Origin of the sequence: Anabaena sp. FACHB-83 (genome assembly GCF_014697485.1) — a bacterium.
Classification (GTDB): domain Bacteria; phylum Cyanobacteriota; class Cyanobacteriia; order Cyanobacteriales; family Nostocaceae; genus Nostoc_B.
This window is the reverse complement of the sequence record NZ_JACJRY010000006.1, coordinates 1-20,439: the sequence shown is the minus strand read 5'-3', so window position 1 is coordinate 20,439 and position 20,439 is coordinate 1. Positions and strand designations below refer to the sequence as shown.

Sequence of the window (20,439 nt, the reverse complement as noted above, 5' to 3'; positions counted from 1 at the left end):
CAAGGGAGATAGAGGTTTGTTGAGTTAATCAAAAATATTCAATTTGTTTTTTAGACTAACGAAAAAATCATTACTCAGCACTCAGCACTCAGCACTTAGCACTTAGCACTTTTACAAAACTTCCCAAGCAGTACCTTGATAACCATAGTCAAAAATTTCTGGATGCAAAATTTCTGCGAGAATTTCTAAGGAATCAACTAATCTGGGGCCGGGACGGTTAAAGTAAGAATTCCCATCAGTAATATAAACTCTACTTGTTTGGCTGGCATGGAGTTTTTGCCATTCTGAACGTTGAATTAGTAACTCAGCTTCTTGGCGAGTGCGAATTAAATCAAAGCCACAAGGCATAAATACAATCACATCTGGATTACTGGCGATGAATGTTTGCCATTCCAAAGTTGCAGAAGGTTTACCGGGATGGCTAAATAGCGATTGTCCACCTGCAAAGTTGACTAATTCTGGAATCCAATTAGCTCCTGTCATCAAAGGATCTGTCCACTCGATACAAGCAACTTTGGGCAGTTCGTTGAGTGCTAACCCTTGGATTTTTTGTTGGACGATTTTAACTCTGGCTTCTAAGTTTTCCAGTAATTTTACTGAGTCCACATCAAAGATATGAGCAACTTGTTCAATATCAGTCCAAACATCTTGTAGAAGATTAGGTTGTAAAGAAATAATTTTTGGCGAAGTTGAGATGAAATTACTAACAGCTTTTTCCACTTCTGGTAAGCTGACGGCACAAACATCACATTGGTCTTGGGTGAGAATGTGAGTCGGTTGTAACTGTTCTAAAACATCGGTTTTGATGTGATAAATACTCAATGCTGATTGCAATAAATCATTGACTTTAGTGTGAATGTCGCCGCTAGGAACATCAATATTAAAGCGTGCTTCTGTGCATACAGGAACATTTTGAATATGTGGCGGATAATCACATTCATGCGATCGCCCTACAATTGCATCAGTTAACCCCAGTGTGGCTAAAATCTCTGTTGCACTTGGTATTAAAGAGACAATTCTGAGATTGCTATTAGTCATTGTTTTATTTCCCGAATATCTGCTACCAGTTAAATTTTTACAAACTTCAAATAATTAAGTATCTTTCTGTAGGAGAATGCCGCAAGTTATGAGCCTCATAATTAACTGGGCAAATTGACTATTTGATAAAGTTAAAGTGCCATAAATCAAAATATTCTTATACCTAATTATCTTTCATTTTAGGAGATATCGTCTTCAGGAGTGATGCTATTCTCTTGCCTTCTATGGTATTAGTTATGAGACATCAATCATCAAGTTGCTAATAAAAAGCATTTTGTAACTGTATGAGCTGGTTAATAGCATAGTAGCTATATGGAAATGATCTCTGCAAATCATAAAATTTTTAACAAACAGTCATTCCGTACGTAGTTATATACCGGAGGATTGCCAAAGTTGCATAACTAATAATAATGTAATTTTAGTAATAAGTATTGCACTGTACCTAAAGAGTTTAATGAAAAAAAATATACTATCCTGTTCTGAAAAATCCTCTGGAGTATTTGTAGTTATAAAAGATAGTTTTGTTTTTGTGATAACTCCCTCAGACATGGTAATTACTTAACAGGTGTAGTTAGATGCAGTTAGCAGTGGTTAATGATGGTCAAGCAGAGATTGTGCCGATTAGAGACAACGAACAGCGTAAGCAAATTCAATCCTTAGTGCAGTTAGCCAGGAGTCAGACATTCCAAACTGGCAATCTCCAGGCAACACTCCAAGAAATTACAGAGGTAGCAGCAAAAACACTGTTGGTTGAGCGAGTGGGTGTATGGTTATACACTGCGGACAACACTGCTATAGAGTGTAGTAATTTGTATGATGTGCGGAAAAACATACATATATCAGGTCAGACTTTATTAAAAGCTAGTTATCCTAATTATTTTCAAAGTTTGGAAATGGAACGTAGTCTGGCTGTAAATGATGCGATTAACGATAAGAGAACCCAAGAATTAGCTGCATCTTATTTAAAAATACTTGGCATTACATCATTCTTGGATGCGCCTATTTGGTTAGGAGGACGTGTAGTGGGAGTAGTTTGTCATGAACACTGTGGTGAAATGCGCCAATGGACTGTTGAAGAAGAAAATTTTGCTAGTTCAATTGCCGATTTTGTAGCTTTAGCAATAGAAGCCAGCGATCGCCACATTGTACAAGAAGCTCTGAGCAAAAGTGAAGCACAATTTCGCGCTATTTTTGAGCGTTCATCAATTGGGATTGGAATTGCAGATATCAAAGCCCAAATAGTAGATATTAATCCGGCGCTATCTCAAATGCTGGGATATAGCCGGGAAGAACTTTACGGGAAGTATTTTATTGATTATATTTCCCCCCAAAAAGGAGATTTAGAGCTATATAAACAACTCGTAGCAGGAATGTGCGATCGCATTGAAATCGAAAAACACTTCCGCCACAAAAATGGTCAGTTAGTGTGGACGAAACTTTCGATTTCGATGATTCCTGGGAGTAATGGAACACCAGAGTTTTTTTTAGCAATTATTGAAGACATTACAGAACGCAAACAAACAGAATTAAAACTGCGTGCGTCTCAAGCAGCCGCAGAAGCAGGTAATCGTGCCAAAAACGAATTTTTAGCGACAATGAGCCATGAATTGCGAACTCCTTTAAATGCAATTATGGGCTTATCACAATTATTACAACAAGATATGGTTGGCTCTTTAAATGAGAAACAACAAGAATATGTTAGTTGTATCTATAGTAGCGGCGAACATTTATTAGCAATCATCAACGATATTCTGGATTTATCAAAAGTAGAATCAGGCAAAGAAGAATTACATTTATCAACTGTATCGGTCTTAGATTTATGTAATTATGCCCTTTCGACAGTACGTGACCAAGCTCAAGAAAAAGGTTTAAAACTAATCAGCAAAATTGACCCAGAAGCAGAAATTTGTCGAGTTGATATTCGGCGCTGCAAACAAATGCTAATTAACTTAATGACCAATGCAATTAAATTTACACCAGCAGGTCAGGTAAGTTTAGAAATCAAAAAAGTTCCTGAAGGTATTACATTTACTGTTGCTGATACTGGTATTGGTATAGATAATAGTCAATTTCATTTGCTGTTTGAACCATTTAAACAGCTAGATAGTCAACTAAATCGTCAGTATGAAGGTACAGGACTAGGATTAGCTTTAACACGTAAATTAGCGCGATTACATGGGGGAGATGTCACCGTCGAATCAAAATTAGGAGAAGGTAGCCGCTTTACTTTATTTATTCCAGAACCAGCAGATTTAATCACAGAGATAGATATGAGCGATGAAGATAGTAATCAGTTATCTTTGTCAGCCAGTCCATTAGGTCAAAAACGCATTTTAATTGCCGAACCAGAAGAGAATATTGGGATATTTTTACAAGACTATCTACAAATCATTGGCTACCAGGTGGAATGGATCAATAATCAAGAGCAAATTTTAGCAACTATCAAAATTTTTCAGCCAAGTTTACTTTTACTAGATACGCAATTTTTGGCAAATCATAGTTTTAGATTAATGCCAGCTTTAAAGCAAAAATCTCAATTGCTCAATATGGCTGTGGTATTTATGGGCGTTCAGGGAAATGATTGGCCAGAATTAAATAATCTACCACTAGAAAAGTATGACTATCTTGTCAAGCCAATTCGGATTATGCAGCTTGAATCGATTTTGCTGCGATATTTAGGCAGTTGAGGCTAATCCTGGGTGATTTGCGCTTGTTCAACACAAATGACTAATGATGAAAAAATATTCAAATTGAATGTCTAAAATTTCACAGTAAAATTATACTCAATTTGTCCAGGATAAATTGTTCAGTGTAGCCGAAAAACAGGCTGTTTTTGGCTTTTTAGAAGAAAAATATTGCTATAACTAGTGTTTAAGCTCTGGGTGTAGTCCGTAGATGGAATTGCGGGTTTCTAAAAAGACCTTTCTAGCCTCAGTGTGAGGATCATAGAAAATATTGACTCTTGGCTAAGGAATAAATGAAAAATTGCTACTGACAATCCACTGAGTGAGCGAAGTAAACTAGAAGGAATCTTATGAGTCCTTTGGTACAAAACCAACCTATGTCGCTAAAAATAGATCGTGGATTGTTTAAATATGACTTTATAGATCATCACGCAGTCTTATGCGTTACTGTGGATGCGGACGTGAAAGACATTCGGAAGCGTTATTTGCAAATTGCGCGGCGGTTGCATCCAGATAGTAATGCTTCTGCTACGCCTGGGGAAAAGAAGTTGGCTAGTGAATTATTATCTAAGTTGGTGAACCCAGCTTATGAAGCACTATCTAACGATCGCACCCGCACAGAATATATGGTAATTTTGTCCCAAATGGGTAAGCGTTTGGTGCAAGAGTCAAGCTCGATAGAACTTACCACTGATTTAGGCAGACAATTGGCAGCTACACCCAATATTGATCATGCCTATAAAACTGCGATCGCTAAAATTGCTGAAACTCAATTTACTTCCTTACAGCAAGTCATCCCTATCGTTGCTCAAATTAGCGAGTTGAACTTGGTTTATTTAATGCGGAGTGCTGGTAAAGCGTTCTCTAACCAAGCGTCTGCACAAAAATCTCCCGCACCAACAGCTAACACAGCCTCAAATACAGCTGCTGCACCCCCACCACCAGCGCCACCCAAAGAAGACGCAGCCGTCGAACAATATATTCGGCGGGCGCAAACTTTAATTGATAAAAACCAATTTGCTCAAGCCAAGGTCGAATTGCAAGACGCGCTGAAACTGTCTCCCAAGAGTAGCCGTTGTCATAGCATGATTGGCTTGGTCTATTTAAAGCAAAATCAACTCAAAATGGCCAAGATTCATTTTGACAATGCTTTAAAATTAGACCCGAATGACCAAACAGCGAGCGCATGGAAACCTAAAATAGATAAAGCTTTGGGTCAACAATCCGGTGGTTCTAAAGCAACTCCATCTGCCAAAACTGGGACACAACCAGATAAATCAGGCGGTGGAGGTTTATTTGGCGGTTTGTTTGGTGGGAATAAAAAATAATGGTGTATCAACCAGCAGCGGGAGCAAGGGATTTATTACCTTTAGATGTAGCTCAAAAACGCTGGATTGAAGATAGGTTACAACAAGTGTTCCATCGTTGGGGATATCACAAGATTATTACCTCAACGCTGGAACGGATGGACACCTTGATGGCGGGGGAAGCAATTCAACGCCAGATGGTGATTCAACTGCAAAATTCTGAAGATGAAGAACTAGGGTTGCGTCCAGAATTGACAGCTTCGATTGCGCGTGCTGTAGTGTCGCGCATGGAAGGTGTCACTTATCCGCAACGACTTTATTATCATGCCAATGTCTTCCGGCGCATTTGGGAAAACCGCCACAATCGTCAGCAAGAGTTTTATCAAGCTGGTGTGGAACTTTTAGGCGTTGGTGGATTACGAGCTAATGCTGAAGTATTGCTATTAGTAGGTGATTGTTTAGACGCGCTTGGTTTGCGAGATTGGCAAATAGTTTTAGGCGAAGCGGGAATTACTCGCTCGCTTTTACAGGCTTTTCCGGCTAATGTACAAGCAAAAGTACGTCAGGCGATCGCTCACCTTGACCGCGTGACTATCGATACTTTGCCCTTGAGCGAGGATTTACGCGATCGCGCCAGAATCATGCTCGACCTGCGCGGTAAAAGTCAAGATGTATTACAAAAAGTCAGTAGCCTGGGTTTGGATGCAGAACAGCAAGCTGCTGTCAATCATCTGAAATCGCTGGTAGGGTTACTGGAATCAGAAAGAAAGTTTCCCATCATCTTGGATCTGAGTTTGATCCAAACCATTGACTATTACACAGGTATTGTCTTTGAAATTGTCCACAACAGCGATTATCCAGCCACAGTTTTAGGGCGGGGTGGTCGCTATGACCAACTTTTAGGACTGTATCATCCCCAAGGCGAAAACATCCCCGGAATTGGGTTTGTTCTCAATATTGAGGATTTACACCAAGTTCTGTTATCGAGCCAGCAATTACCCCAAGATATCCCCGCTAGTAACTGGTTAGTAGTACCAGAAACCGAAAGTGCGGAAGCCGCGGCTTTTGCTTATGCTCAAAAACTCCGTGATTCTACTCACCTAGTCATAGTCGAAATGGAATTGGGGGGAAAAGATGCACAAGCTATTCGTCAGTATGCCAGCGATCTCCAAATTGCTCAAATCGCTTGGATTAAAGCCGATGGCTCACCCACAATAGAAAGTATTAGTCAATAATCATTTGTCATTTGTCCTTTGTCATTTGTAAATAAAAATAGCCAATGACCAATGACCAATAACCAATAACCAATAACCATTGACTTGATCACTAAAGAGAGGGAATCTATCAAATGCCACATTCAATTGTGACTGACGTTTGTGAAGGTGTTGCTGACTGCGTAGAAGCTTGTCCTGTAGCCTGCATCCATGAAGGGCCAGGCAAAAATGTGAAAGGAACCGGTTGGTACTGGATTGATTTTTCTACCTGTATTGATTGTGGAATATGTTTCCAAGTCTGCCCAGTAAAAGGTGCGATCGTTCAAGAAGAACGACCTGATTTGCAGAAAACACCTTGATAAAATCAGGCAGGGAGCAGAGGGAAAAAATCTCCCCCTTGCACCCTGCTCACAAGTGTAGGCTTTTAACAGAGTGATGAGTAGCGACTTTCAAATCACGATTTAATCAGAGTTCCATCACCCTCACACCCTAAATCAATTTCATCGAGACTGTTCAGCAGACTTTTAATTTTTAATCTTACGTATAAAAAGTTTATATAGTTTTGATATCTTCTTCATCACATCTGATAAAATACCTAGTTGATTACCTCAGTTAGCATCATTAGCTAAATCTGACACATCAGTAAATATTTGTATTTATCTGAAAGAAAGATATTGAAATTCATGAAACAACTAAGTAGTCTTCCTAGTGTTAAGTTTTTAACGTCTAGTATAGCTACCTTAGCTATTAGCTTGATTTCAAGTCAAAGTGCAACAGCCGCAACGATCGCGCTTGGCTTTACGAAGCTAACAGGGGTTACAGGTGGTTCTCCGGCAAACACCGCAGTTCTACGGGCGGAAATTCCGGCCATTAGCTTTGGTAAGATTGCTTCTATCGTAATTAAAGATATCAGTGATAGTAATGCTGGTTCTCCTGGGAATGTCACTGGGTTTGATTTAGATGCCATTAAACTGAGCTACACTGCTGTTGACAATGCAGCAGATGTGAATACCATCTCAGCATTAGACTTGTTTGATTTTAGTCCGACAGGAACTGTCCTCACCCCCGGAAGCCAGCGTCCGCCTGCATCATCAGCATTGTTTGGGACTACAGGTGGTAATGTCAATAATGCAGTGGCTACCCTGGGAAATTTTGATGCTAACTCCACTACTGACCCTACAAAAATTTTTGGATTTTTCAGCTTAGGGAATAATGGCCAAGTTGCATTTAAACTCAAAAGTCCGATTACTACAAATAGTCCGCTATATATTTACCTCGGCGAAGTCGGCGACAATGGTGAGTTAGCAACTGGGGAAATCATTGTCTCACAACCAGCACCTCCCGTTCCTGAACCGAGTAGTCTAGCTGTACTATCATTGGCGGGGATATATTTGGCAGTACGTTACCGACGCAAAAATGGATAGAGGATAGGTGATAGGTGACAGGTTATAGGTGAGAGGTTATAGTTCCGACTCGGAATTTATTCCGAGTCTCATAGTGCAAGTTCTCTAAAGAGGACTCAAATAGAAATTCATTTCAGTCTACTTCAGTAGACTTTGGCTATGAGCCTGGAACTTTAGTTCTAGGCGGGGATGGCTGGAAAATAAAAATTTTCGACTTGTGTTTACACCTTAGCCGACAAGGAGAGAATTTGGGGTAGAGGTCAAAACGTTATTCAACGAACTCAAGTTAAAATTTATGCGATCGCGTAGCATCATAAGATTAAACTAATTCAAGGATTGTATGTCAGGTTCAGTTGATTACTCTGCCCCAATACTCGAAGTTACAAATGTCCATGCTGGTTACATCAAAGATGTGGATATTTTGCAAGGTGTGAATTTTCGGGTAGAAGTTGGAGAATTGGTGACGGTAATTGGCCCCAATGGTGCGGGAAAGTCAACCTTGGCAAAAACTATTTTTGGGTTGTTAACACCCCATACAGGCACAATTACCTTTAAGGGCGAGAATATTGCTGGACTAAAGTCAAATCAAATTGTCAAAAAAGGCTTGTGCTATGTACCCCAAATTGCCAATGTTTTTCCTTCTTTGAGTGTGGAAGAGAATTTAGAAATGGGGGCGTTTGTGAGTAATGCGCCACTGAAGCCTGTAAAAGATAAAATATTTGCGATGTTTCCCAAATTGAGCGATCGCCGCAAGCAACGGGCTGGTACACTCTCTGGAGGAGAACGGCAAATGCTGGCAATGGGTAAAGCGTTAATGTTAGAACCCAGTTTATTACTACTGGATGAACCTTCGGCGGCTTTGTCCCCAATTCTCGTTACCCAAGTATTTGAGCAGATTAAACAAATTAATCAAAGTGGTACTGCGATCGTACTGGTAGAACAAAATGCGCGTAAAGCCCTAGAAATGGCACATCGTGGTTATGTACTGGAGTCTGGACGGGATGCGATTTCTGGCCCTGGTCAAGAATTATTAACAGACCCGAAAGTGGGTGAATTGTATTTGGGTGCGGGAAAAGGTCATTAACAATGATAGGACTTACGTACAATGGGCTGTTAAGAATGGGTGTATGGGTGTGAGGGTGTAAGGTTTATTTTTCCTCTTACTGCATCAGTTCTAAAATAATTCAGGATTGGGAATTTTTTTGAGAGATTTTGCGGATATTGCATTTATTTGAGCAAGCGGGAGTTTATGATTTGGGGTGCATAGTAAAAATCAAATCCTAAATAAATGCAAATATCTCAAAAATGGTTGACAAAAAAAGCTCATCAATCAGTGCTTTTTTTGTTGGTCGGAGGATTATTATTTAGAGCCATAATTGCTTTTTGGCTTTACCCTACCTTTGATGAAGCGTACTACTATATTTACAGTTTACATCTCGACTGGAGCTATTTTGATCATCCGGCGATAGTTGCCCTGACGACTGGTTTTGGAACTTGGTTAACGGGAGAAGTTTCACAATTTACCATTCGTTTAGGCGCGATACTTTGCTATACAGGTAGTTTGATATTTTTATATTTAACGAGTCAAAGAATATTTTCTGTCAAGGCGGCTGTGTTTACTTTGGCCATTGCTACCATCAGCCCCATTTTTCAAGTGGGTTTTGGTGTATTAAGTTTACCAGACAGTCCCTTAATCTTGTTTTGGTCGGCTAGTTTATATTGTGCGGTGGCTGAGTTTCTCCGCAGGTCTTTGTATGTTCCCAGTTACCGTTTAGCCATTTTGGGAATTTTGGTCGGGTTAGCTTGTAATAGTAAATATCATGGGTTTATTTTAGGACTAGGGTTAGTTGGTTTTTGTGCGACTAGTCCACCGCATCGGGTTGTAGTGCGATCGCCTTGGGCATGGTTCAGTTTAGGATTATTTATGATCACCATCTCCCCGATTGTGTTCTGGAATATGCAGCATAATTGGGTATCTTTTAGTTTTCAATCAGCAAGAGCCGTACCTCAAAGTGGCTACAATTTACTAAATGTATTATTAGTTGCCTTAGCTCAAGTAGCTTATTTATTTCCCACCATAGGGTTCCCTTTATGGCATATTAGTTTACAGCCAATTATTAGAAAAATTCAGCAAATTTTGGCGCAAAAATCATTAACTTATCAAGATGATTTTTATCCCGCTAAACTCTTAATTTTCTGGCTATCTCTACCTTTAATATTAGGCTTCACTTTGATTGGAGGATATCGGCAAATTTTACCCGCTTGGGCAATGCCGGGATTTTGGGGAATTACTTTATTATTAGGACAACAAGTTGTAATTTGGGAGCAGAAATCATCACGCTGGGTGCGACGCTGGCTATTAGGTTCAGGAATGATAATTGCTAGTATTATGCTGATTTTATTACTGCAATTAACCATCGGCATATTCCAAAAACCTAGCCAGTATGCTTTATTGGGTGGATTTTTACCTGTTAAGTATGACCCTTCTACAGAATTAATTGATGTTCAACAACTACGAGATAAATTTCGTGAATCAACAATTTTGAAAAATGCGCTGCAAAATTCTAGTTTTATATTTACTAATCGCTATTATGTAGCAGGCCCGATTGCGATGGCGTTGCAACCTTTAGCAGAAATTCCGATTACTTGTTTTGATATTGGCAATGATAACCGTGGCTTTGCTTTTTGGTCTACGGCGGAACAATGGGTAGGTAAAGACGCGCTATATATTACCACTGCACCGTTTAATTTGAGACAAGATTTAATGGCTAGTTATCGCCATCATTTTCGCAGCGTGGAAGAAATTGAACAAATAGTATTGCGTCGGGGTGGAGAGGTGGTGAATGTTGTTTATGTTTATCAAGCCAAGACGTTGCTAAAACCATATCATCGTAGTTATGGGATTTGACTCAGGATTTAAACGCCAAGGTCGTCTGTTGAGACTGGGTGCAAGGGTTTACGGGTGTAAGAGCTTTGAGATACCTATACTTCTACACTTCTTTCTTAAACCATTGATTAGCAGTTGTGACGCAAATACCTACTAACAAGAAAGCCAAAGCACAAAACAAACCGCTATTTATCGGTGTGATTTTTGCAGCTTGGGGAAATAACCAGCCAAATAAACTCATGGCTAAAGCAAACCCACCAAAGTAAGTCCCTATACCCAAGCCTCCCAAATTGGCAGGCATTAATTCCAAAGCTAAAGGAATTACACCATTGATAATGGTACTAAAACTTGGTACTAACAAAATAATTAGCGGTAAGATAGCACCTGTAAAAGCGATCGCTAATATGGAAATAATTGTGGTAACTACACCCACTAGCATTGCCTGACTATTACCGAGTTTGACTGCAAAAACTCCGGCTGGTAGGGCAGAGATGGCGATCGCCAGCCCAATGTAAACTAGTAGCATGTCAATATTTTGCCCAGAAAATTGTAACTTGAGCAATTGCGTTAAGGTGTTCATTAATAGCCTTGTACCCCAGGCGACACCAATACCAGTGGCAAAAATTAAACTCAATGTGAGATAAGGTAATTTGACAGTTGTGGTTTCCTGCTGAAGATTTGGTGTGTCGGGAGGGTTCAACCAACGTAATAGCCAAGCCACTGCCAACATCACAAAAGAAGCAATTGTAAAGGCGAAAACTGCCCCAAAACTCAGAATATATTGACTTGCTATGGGTCGAAACGCCCCAATTGTACCCCCAACCACAGTCACAATGCTCACGGCTGATGGTAACTGGGGTGGTGTGGCATATTTCCACAATAAAGCCATAGCCGGACTGCGAAATATAGTCATAGCTAATGCCCAGGCTACCAGAGTTAGCGGTAAAAGCGATCGCATAATTGCCGTTGGCTGGACAAAAGTTACCATACATGGTATTGCAATGAACAGGGTTGATGAAAGAATCACACCCACAGAGATGAAGGGAAAACGACTTCCTACCCAACGCTGAGATTTATCGGAAAGTCCACCCATCACAGGTTCTAAGACTGCACTCAAAGCATTTTCAACAACTAGCAAACCAGCCGCCAAAGATGCAGAAAAACCAAACTGCGTCAGTAGTTGGGGCAAATATGAATTGTAAATTAACCAAGCTAGGCTAATTGACCCTTGTACGGCTGCTAACGCTAATACTTGCAACCATAAAACCTGGGCAGGCGATCGCACAATACTCATAACAGAGAAAGGGGAAGTAATTTATATTACCTCCCCCCGGATTTTTTCTGTTTAATTGACAGATGATTCTTAATATTCAGGAACCGAAGAATCAACTTCTCGACTCCATGCGTTGATCCCGCCTTTGACATTTGTACCAACAATTCCCGCGTCTTTGAGGATGCTGAGGGCTTTGGCAGAACGACCGCCCATCTTACAATGAGCAATCAAGCGGTGTCCGTTGAGGATTTCTTTTACCTTAGCTACACCATGACCGCTTTCAATATCTGGTAGTGGTACTAATACCGAACCAGGAATTTTCGCAATGTCATATTCGTGAGGGTTACGCACATCCAACAAGACAAAATCTTTAGCACCACTATCTAGCAATGCTTTTAATTCTGTCACAGTCATTTCGGCAATTTCTTGCTGTTGTTTGGCTTCTTCCGCCTTGGCTTGGGTAATACCGCAGAACTGCTCGTAGTCTATCAGCTTTTCAATCACTGGGCGGATGGGGTTAGGACGCAGTTTCAACTCCCGGAATTTCATATCCAGAGCGTTGTATAGCAATAATCTACCGCTTAAAGTATTACTATTACCGAGAATAATTTTGACAGTTTCCGTGGCTTGAATGACACCAATCATTCCGGGTAAAATGCCCAAAACGCCGCCTTCTGCACAGGAAGGAACCATCCCTGGTGGTGGTGGTTCGGGATACAAGTCGCGGTAGTTCGGCCCACCTTCGTAGTTAAATACCGTTGCTTGACCTTCAAACCGGAAAATCGAACCGTAAACATTGGGCTTGTTCAGCAATACACAAGCATCATTGACTAGATATCTCGTGGGGAAGTTATCAGTGCCATCCACCACGATATCGTAAGGACGAACAATATCGAGGGCGTTTTCGGAACTCAGCCGAGTTTCGTATAAATCAACCTGACAATAAGGGTTAATTTCGTGAATGCGGTTTTTAGCTGATTCAATTTTGGGTTTACCTACCCAAGAAGTACCGTGAATTACTTGACGTTGTAGGTTAGAAGTATCAACAACATCAAAATCCACAATACCAATACGGCCGATACCAGCTGCGGCTAAATATAACAGCAGTGGAGAACCTAAACCACCTGTACCGATACATAATACACTGGCGGCTTTTAAGCGTTTTTGACCTTCGACACCGACTTCTGGCAAAATCAAGTGGCGAGAGTATCGTTCGTAGTCGTCTTTAGTTAGCTGGATTTCATCCAGGTTGGGATTTAACATAGCAGTTGTGCTGTGGACGAACGGATCATTAATCCTATCGAAAAATGATGTGTTTATTTAACTTAAGTAGCTGAATTTATCAAGAAGAATTCAGAACTCAGGAGTCAGAATTCAGAATGAATTTTGTCCAACTGGTGAAAAAATTGGTTGAATTGAGTCTGTGACTTCACCTATGCAGGAATGAAGTATTCTGAATTCTTTATTCTGGCTACTGTTTTATGGTATCGATTGTCTCTCGTTGAAACTGATGCTGGTCATCTAAACTCCAACTAAGGAGTTCGCCAGCTTGGCCATTTTGAACGGAAACTATTATATACGAGTATGCAGGCCAAGCATACTGGCGATCGCATTCGGAAGGAATTGCGGGGTTATCAGGGTGGGAGTGATAAATGCCAATTATGTTTAATGATTTATCCCGCGCTGATTTTTGTATTTGTAACATATCTTGGGGTGCGATCGCATATCTGCTGGTTTCGTTGCGTTCTGTGTGAGGGGCGAAATTCGCTGACTCAGCACTCCAGGCGTTTTCTGTGGGGATAATTTCGACGACAGTTTTAATCTGATTTTCTAGATAACCCAGGATAATTCCGCAGCATTCGTTGGGGTAGGTGCTTTCGGCGTGGCTGCGGATCATTTGGATGTGTTGTGGTAGAAGTTTAATAACTGCTGTATTCAAAAGTTCCGACTCTGCTTGTCAATAAAGGATATTAAAAGTTGCTTGACTTCCACTACACTGCTAATCAGGCGATCGTAATCAGATGGGGTGAGCATATCTAACTCATAACAAAGCAGCAGATAATACTCCACTTCAATCGCTGCATCCTTCGCCAACACCAGCAAGTTGATTTGTTCGGTTTTATCATCGCGATCGCATCCTTGGGCTATTTTAATCGGAATTGCGGCACAGGCTAACCGAATTTGCTGTGTTAAACCCAATAATTCCGCTTCGGGAAAGGTTCTGGTAATTTCATAAATAGCAACTGTGAGTTCATGGGCTTTTTCCCATACGGGAATTTCTCGAAAGTCTGTCATTTTCTAATTAATCTCATCTAAATAAATAGGGTGAGCAACGCCCACCCTCATAGTTTCTACTCTTTTTTAGCTCAAGTCTAACCACTCAGCAACGCAAATTAATTCAAGTCTGTGTTTCAGAATTCATTAATCATGAGAAGACAGTGCTGTAGACGGGATTTAATCAAACTACAAATTTGACTTTTCCTGTTGCGACATCATAACTACCGCCAGCAATTTTTAATTTGTTTTCTTTGATCAGTTGTTTTAAAATTGTTGAGCTTTCTTCTAACCTTCTGACTTGATATTTCACATTAGAAATCACAGAATTATCTTCTAAGTTTCCTGTCTTGTCTCTCACCAGTTCTACAGAAGGTTTAATTTCTTCTACAAAAATTCCAATTCTACCAGGAAGGGGGTCGCCTTTGACTGCTGCTGAGACTGCACCACATTTTGTATGCCCTAAAACAACTATTAATGGCGCACCTAATACCGCCGTGGCAAATTCTAGACTTCCCACACCTTCTTGACTGACAACATTCCCGGCTAACCGAACTACAAATAAGTCTCCTAATCCTTGATCAAATACAATTTCTGCTGGCACTCTAGAATCTGCACAGCCTAATATAGCTGCAAATGGATATTGACCAAGGGCAGTTTCTTGTAAACGCAATTTTGATTGATTTGGATTCATGCGTTTATCTTCTACAAATCTTTGATTACCTTCTATCAACCTTTTTAAAGCCTCTTGAGGGTCTTTTAGTTGAGGTTTTATATCCGGTTTAGCGGGTTGTTGAGCAATAGCTTGTTCTTCTTGCCAAGCTACACTAGTAGCGGCACTTGCACCAACAGCAACACTACCTATACCTGCTAATTTCAAAAAATTTCGTCGCCCAACAAATCCATTAATTCTGCTCATGAATCTACCTCACTCCCAACAGTAAATTTTTGCTAAGTTTCTGTTTTCCAAACCAAGTTAAATCGTTCTACCAAAAGACGCGATCACTCTAAAGCATATTTTGTCTTTTAAGTAAAGATAATTTTGTTGATTTAACTTAGAAGTTTCTAATGTTTATCATTTACTGAAATATATCAGAGTGGTGTATTTTTACTACACATAATTTGCATAGCAGAATAATATGGTGAAGTATGGATTTAATCTATGGTTAATTTTTCTATGTCCACAAGACTTAAGTCACAAATTAGTGTATAGAAGACATAAACAGCATTGATCGCACTTGGAATTATTGGTGAACGACAAAATCCCCAACTTCTGGAAAAAGTCGGGGATCTGAAGCGGTATAATGTCCACAAATCAAATAGAATTGCTATATCTACCTGATAATTTAAGTAATTATATTCACCTTGCCAGTATCGATATCGTAGCAAGCACCAACTATTTGGAGTTTGCTGGCTTTTAGTAATTGAGTTAATATTGGCGAACTGTGTTGTAATTTTTTTGACTGATACTGCACATTGGCAATGACCGCATCAGTGGGATTCAAGTTGGTTAATGCTGGTTTAATACTTTCAGCTATGTCGCTAATCATACCGGGCATTGGGTCGTTTTTCATGGCTGCGGCGACAGCACCACATTTTGTATGACCCAACACCACAATCAATTGTGTACCAAGGACGGCTGTAGTATATTCCAAACTACCGATAGTCATGTCACTAGCGACGTTACCAGCAACGCGCACCACAAATAAATCTCCTAGTCCTTGGTCGAAAATAATTTCTGTGGGAACTCTAGAGTCAGCACAACCTAAAATAGCAGCAAAAGGGTACTGTGCTTTGGCTACTAATTTTAAACGTGCCAATGATTGATGGGGATATTGGCGTTTGTATTGGATAAAGCGTTGATTCCCATCCAGCAAAAGTTTGAGAGCCTGACTAGGATTGACTGGATTTGGATTAGCTGGATGAACATCAGCGATCGCAGTTTTTGGGATATTACCTATTAAGCTACCACCAATAGTTGTCGCTGCGATCGCTAAACTACCTGTCCCGGCAAATTTCAAAAAGTTACGGCGACCAATAAATCCATTAATTCTTGTCATTAATCTACCTGACAACACTTTCGCTGTTAACAGGAAGATATCAATTTTAGGCAATTGGAAGAGTACCTTCTGAGACGGTTTTCTCGTTATTTAACCCAGAAGCGATCGCATTCATCAAATCAGCTACACTATTGCCAAAACTAACGCAATGCTATCAGACGCTGACGGATGTTATTCATCTGTGATTGGCGGGTTTGTTGTACAGGATGATGTTCACTGAGTTTTGAACGGTCTTTGGCATATTCTACTTCTAATTCTCCTAGTTTTGACTCTAGGGCATTGGTCGTAGCAACCACAACTTCAGTTTGATAACTCTGGGACTGTAATTGTTCAAGACGTTGTGCTAAATTTGCTTTTTCTGCAATCACTTGAGTAAATTGTGGTGCATCTTGTGTATATATAGATGCTAAAAGTGCTTGTTTTACTTCCAGTTGGGCAATTTGCTGCGTCAAGTTTGTTACTAATACTTCATCAGTAGATTTTGATTCGATCTGTCTTGTAGCGATCGCACCAACAGATAATAAACTCACAGCACAAGCAATCAAAATTATCTGCTTTCGGTTCATAACTTTTGATATTGGTTAAAATGCTCTGCCTACACGACGCTAATCAACCACAATAAGTTTCTGCTAAAATCTCATATCAATTCACGAATAATTGAGAACTGTCAAAACTGAACAGGGTGCATGATGCAAGACGTAATTACTCACGCTACCCAGAAATAATTCCGCAAGTCCACTTTTAGCACAACGACCAATAACTATGACATCAATATGGCAATTTTTAGCCACTTCACAAATCATGCGACCAGGATCACCTAATTCTTGGGTAAATTCTGCGGCTATCCCTTTGGCGATCGCTTGATTGGTTAATAATGTTAAAAACTCAATACCTTGTTGCTTCAATTTTCCCCATTCTCCTAAATAATATTCTATATTCTGGCTCTGGGATGATGTATAAGTACTATGTATTTCTGTGATTGAAGTATTGAGAAATTCATCATTTAAAGGAGAAATTACTTGCAGTATCATTAACTCAGCATTAGTTAAATTTGCTAATGATAAAGCTTGTTCAAAAACATGATGACCAATTTCTGTATTATGAACAGCTACTAAAATTTTCTTGAACATAGATTTAAAATTGTTTGTCATTGATTTCTTGGTTATTAAGTTGAAAAAGTATAGGTGTAGGTTAAGTGGAGGAACGGAACTCAACATTCACGCATACTTTGTTGGGTTACGCGATCGCTACACCCAACCTACTATTCTCTTAACTGAACCGTATTGGGTTATGAGGTTAAAAAAGCAAAAATTGTATAGGTATAGGTTGTTGAAAAAATCAAATATGATTGATGCTGATGATTTAAAAAAATAAAAATGGCAGAACTGTAGAAGTAGAGACGTTGTATGTAAAGTCTCTACTTCATGTGAGATTAGGCAGTGGGGAGAGTAGGAACAATATTATGAAATTCTGACAGCTACAGACTTCATTCTTGTTCTTCCGCCTTGGCAATTTCTAACAATGTCTTGAGTACCGAGTCAGGGTTGAGACTGATAGAATCAATTCCCTGTTCAACTAAGAAGCGGGCAAATTCTGGATAGTCGCTTGGTGCTTGACCACAAATCCCAATTTTGCGACCATATTGCTTAACAGTGGCGATCGCATTAACAATAGTTCTCTTCACTGCTTCATCCCGTTCATCAAATAAATGGGCGACTAATTCCGAATCTCGATCAAGTCCCAAGGTCAATTGCGTTAAATCGTTGGAACCAATGGAGAAACCATCAAAGATTTCACTAAATTTATCTGCTAATAGAACGTTACTCGGTAATTCACACATCACATAAACTTGCAGTCCATTTTCCCCGCGCACTAAACCATGTTGTGCCATTTCTGCTAAAACGCGCTTTCCTTCTTGGGGAGTCCGACAGAAAGGAATCATCAGAATGACGTTAGTCAAACCCATTTCATCCCTTACCCGCTTCATCGCTTGACATTCTAGGGCGAAACCTTCACGGTAACGAGGATCGTAATAACGCGAAGCACCACGCCAACCAATCATCGGGTTTTCTTCTTTGGGTTCAAATTGCTTACCACCCAAGAGATTGGCGTATTCGTTACTCTTGAAATCTGATAGCCGCACAATCACAGGTTTCGGATAAAAAGCAGCTGCGATCGTGCCAATACCTTGGGCTAGTTTATCAACAAAGAATTTGGTTTTATCTTCGTATTGGGCAGTTAACTCAGTAATTTTGTATCTTGCCAATTCATCTTCTAACTGATCAAAGTGAATCAAGGCCATTGGATGGGCTTTAATGTGGTTGTTAATAATAAATTCCATCCTGGCTAATCCCACACCATCATTAGGAATTGCAGTTAAACCCAAAGCTTCTTCAGGATTAGCCAAATTCATCATGATTTGGGTACGTGTGCGGGGCAAGTTTTCTAAAGGTAATTCTTGGACTTCGTAAGGTAATAAACCTTGATAAACTTTTCCTGTTTCACCTTCAGCACAACTGACAGTAATTTCTTGCCCAGTTTTTAACACAGTTGTGGCATTTCCGCTACCAACAAGCGCCGGGATTCCCATTTCTCTGGCGATAATCGCTGCGTGACAAGTCCTACCGCCAGAATTAGTAACAATGGCACTCGCCCGTTTCATAATTGGTTCCCAATCAGGGTCAGTGCGGTTAGTAACTAGTACTTCTCCTGGTTGAAATTGGTTAATTTGGCGAACATCTAAAATAACTCTGGCTTTACCTTGGCCAATCATTTCACCAACGCTGCGACCTGTTAGCAGTACCTCTCCCTTTTCTTTGAGTTGATATTGTTTGAGAACATTTTTAATTTTTTGCGATTGGACGGTTTCTGGACGGGCTTGCACAATAAATAATTCATTGGTCAAACCATCTTTCGCCCATTCAATATCCATCGGCGTGTAAGTTCCCCGCACTTGGGAATAATGTTCTTCAATAACGCAAGCCCAGTTTGCTAATTGGAGAATTTCTTGATCATTGAGGGCGTATTGATTTCTTTCGGCGCTGGGGACGGAAATATTTTTAGTTAATTTCAAGCCTTCTAGGTCATAGACCATTTTGATTTCTTTCGTACCTAGACGCTTTTGAATAATTGGTTGATAACCTTGTTTGAGAGTTGGTTTAAACACCAAATATTCATCGGGGTTGACTGCACCTTGGACAACGTTTTCACCTAAACCATAGGCGGCGGTAATTAAAGCGGCATCTTTAAAACCTGTTTCGGTATCAATAGAAAACATTACACCAGACACCGCCAAATCAGAACGCACCATTTTTTGTACGCCCACTGATAAGGCAATATTAAAATGATCAAAGCCTTTAATTTGGCGATAGGAAATCGCACGGTCAGTAAAAATCGAGGCAAAACACTTATGGCAAGATTCTAGAAGTGCTTGCAGTCCGTGGACATTTAAATAAGTTTCTTGTTGACCAGCAAAACTAGCATCAGGTAAATCTTCGGCGGTGGCGCTAGAACGCACAGCAACATCAGTATCAGCACCGTATTCTTGGCAAAGATTTTGATAAAATTGAGCGATCGCATCCTGTAAATCTGCCGGAAATGGAGTTTGCAACATCAACATTCGTGCTTTTTTACCGCATTGCCGCAGATTCTGTACATTCTCCACATTTAAATCGGCAAATATCTCTCTGAGTTGTGCTTCTATTCCAGCCGCAGAAATAAAGTAACGGTAAGCAAAAGCAGTTGTCGCAAAGCCTGTTGGTACTTTGACTCCCTTACGCCGCAATTGCTGAATCATTTCTCCTAAAGAAGCATTTTTACCGCCAACTAACGGGATATCTGCAATTCCTACATTTCTTAAAGGTAAAACTAAAGCTTGTTCTTGATCTGCCGAGAGAGATGTTGCTGAATCTAACAATGTGTCTAGCATAATAGAGTTTCCATAACAGATAATGATATCTAAGAACCTCTTACTGTCTGCTTATTAGCAAGTTTCATCGCAACACATTCAATCTTAAAACTGATAAATTCAATTAATACTCAAAATCTGGTATTTTGAGCTTTATTTCCCTCAGTGTTGCTGACGAAAATCGTGATCAATAATTGGCTCTTAGCTCTCACACTGTTATTTATAGAAAGATAATTTGAGGAAGTTGTGAGGATAAAGTAACTCATCGGTAAATTCTGGTTACCTAATTCCGAGAGAAGGCTCCCGCCATAATCTTTGATTTGGCGGCGAGATGAATCGAGTGCTAAAAACGAAACACCCCAAAACTCCCTCAAACCGCAGGTTTGACAAGG

The 20,439-nt window shown here is 40.0% G+C and carries 18 protein-coding genes; 7 read left to right on the top strand and 11 right to left on the bottom strand.

Annotated elements, in window-relative coordinates:
- Positions 1–111: 111 nt before the first annotated feature.
- Positions 112–1,038: a cobalamin-binding protein gene (locus tag H6G79_RS09390; protein WP_190592907.1), complete on the bottom strand. Its 927-nt coding sequence runs from the start codon at positions 1,036–1,038 to the stop codon at positions 112–114.
- Between the two features lie 575 nt (positions 1,039–1,613).
- Here H6G79_RS09390 and H6G79_RS09385 point away from each other — a divergent pair.
- From H6G79_RS09385 to H6G79_RS09355, 7 genes are all read left to right on the top strand, one after another.
- A complete protein-coding gene (locus tag H6G79_RS09385) occupies positions 1,614–3,725 on the top strand; it encodes an ATP-binding protein (RefSeq protein WP_190592908.1) in 2,112 nt (703 codons plus the stop codon).
- Between the two features lie 374 nt (positions 3,726–4,099).
- Positions 4,100–5,050 (top strand): J domain-containing protein, encoded by a 951-nt coding sequence (locus tag H6G79_RS09380; protein ID WP_190592934.1) that lies wholly within the window; start codon positions 4,100–4,102, stop codon positions 5,048–5,050.
- A complete protein-coding gene (locus H6G79_RS09375; protein WP_190592909.1) occupies positions 5,050–6,264 on the top strand; it encodes an ATP phosphoribosyltransferase regulatory subunit in 1,215 nt (404 codons plus the stop codon). The genes H6G79_RS09380 and H6G79_RS09375 overlap by 1 nt, the downstream gene beginning before the upstream one ends.
- A gap of 113 nt (positions 6,265–6,377) precedes the next feature.
- On the top strand, positions 6,378–6,602 hold the full coding sequence (locus H6G79_RS09370) for a ferredoxin family protein (protein WP_190592910.1): 225 nt from the start codon (positions 6,378–6,380) through the stop codon (positions 6,600–6,602).
- 324 nt (positions 6,603–6,926) lie between these two features.
- Positions 6,927–7,667 (top strand): PEP-CTERM sorting domain-containing protein, encoded by a 741-nt coding sequence (locus tag H6G79_RS09365; protein ID WP_190592911.1) that lies wholly within the window; start codon positions 6,927–6,929, stop codon positions 7,665–7,667.
- A gap of 319 nt (positions 7,668–7,986) precedes the next feature.
- Positions 7,987–8,730: an ABC transporter ATP-binding protein gene (locus H6G79_RS09360; protein ID WP_190592912.1), complete on the top strand. Its 744-nt coding sequence runs from the start codon at positions 7,987–7,989 to the stop codon at positions 8,728–8,730.
- A gap of 204 nt (positions 8,731–8,934) precedes the next feature.
- The gene (locus H6G79_RS09355) at positions 8,935–10,554 is read left to right on the top strand and encodes a glycosyltransferase family 39 protein (RefSeq protein WP_190592913.1); all 1,620 of its coding nucleotides are present in this window, start codon (positions 8,935–8,937) and stop codon (positions 10,552–10,554) included.
- Positions 10,555–10,636: 82 nt separating this feature from the next.
- Here H6G79_RS09355 and H6G79_RS09350 read toward each other — a convergent pair whose 3' ends face one another.
- From H6G79_RS09350 to H6G79_RS36515, 10 genes are all read right to left on the bottom strand, one after another.
- The gene (locus H6G79_RS09350) at positions 10,637–11,827 is read right to left on the bottom strand and encodes an MFS transporter (protein ID WP_190592914.1); all 1,191 of its coding nucleotides are present in this window, start codon (positions 11,825–11,827) and stop codon (positions 10,637–10,639) included.
- Between the two features lie 69 nt (positions 11,828–11,896).
- Positions 11,897–13,069, bottom strand: a complete 1,173-nt coding sequence (moeB, locus tag H6G79_RS09345; protein WP_190592915.1) for a molybdopterin-synthase adenylyltransferase MoeB — start codon at positions 13,067–13,069, stop codon at positions 11,897–11,899.
- Between the two features lie 208 nt (positions 13,070–13,277).
- A complete protein-coding gene (locus tag H6G79_RS09340; protein WP_190592916.1) occupies positions 13,278–13,745 on the bottom strand; it encodes a Mov34/MPN/PAD-1 family protein in 468 nt (155 codons plus the stop codon).
- Positions 13,742–14,101 (bottom strand): four helix bundle protein, encoded by a 360-nt coding sequence (locus H6G79_RS09335; RefSeq protein WP_190592917.1) that lies wholly within the window; start codon positions 14,099–14,101, stop codon positions 13,742–13,744. The genes H6G79_RS09340 and H6G79_RS09335 overlap by 4 nt, the downstream gene beginning before the upstream one ends.
- A 163-nt stretch (positions 14,102–14,264) precedes the next feature.
- Positions 14,265–14,999 carry a carbonic anhydrase gene (locus tag H6G79_RS09330; protein WP_190592918.1) on the bottom strand — a complete coding sequence of 245 codons (735 nt, stop codon included), beginning with the start codon at positions 14,997–14,999 and terminating at the stop codon, positions 14,265–14,267.
- 427 nt (positions 15,000–15,426) lie between these two features.
- Positions 15,427–16,140 carry a carbonic anhydrase gene (locus H6G79_RS09325; protein ID WP_190592919.1) on the bottom strand — a complete coding sequence of 238 codons (714 nt, stop codon included), beginning with the start codon at positions 16,138–16,140 and terminating at the stop codon, positions 15,427–15,429.
- Positions 16,141–16,280: 140 nt separating this feature from the next.
- Entirely contained in the window at positions 16,281–16,706 is a 426-nt protein-coding gene (locus tag H6G79_RS09320; protein ID WP_190592920.1) for a hypothetical protein, read from the bottom strand.
- Positions 16,707–16,787: 81 nt separating this feature from the next.
- A complete protein-coding gene (locus H6G79_RS09315) occupies positions 16,788–17,270 on the bottom strand; it encodes a universal stress protein (RefSeq protein WP_190592921.1) in 483 nt (160 codons plus the stop codon).
- Positions 17,271–17,626: 356 nt separating this feature from the next.
- Positions 17,627–20,068: a phosphoenolpyruvate synthase gene (gene ppsA, locus H6G79_RS09310; RefSeq protein WP_190592922.1), complete on the bottom strand. Its 2,442-nt coding sequence runs from the start codon at positions 20,066–20,068 to the stop codon at positions 17,627–17,629.
- Between the two features lie 110 nt (positions 20,069–20,178).
- Positions 20,179–20,439 (bottom strand): hypothetical protein (locus tag H6G79_RS36515; RefSeq protein WP_206758058.1); only part of this gene is annotated, 261 nt, incomplete at its 5' end.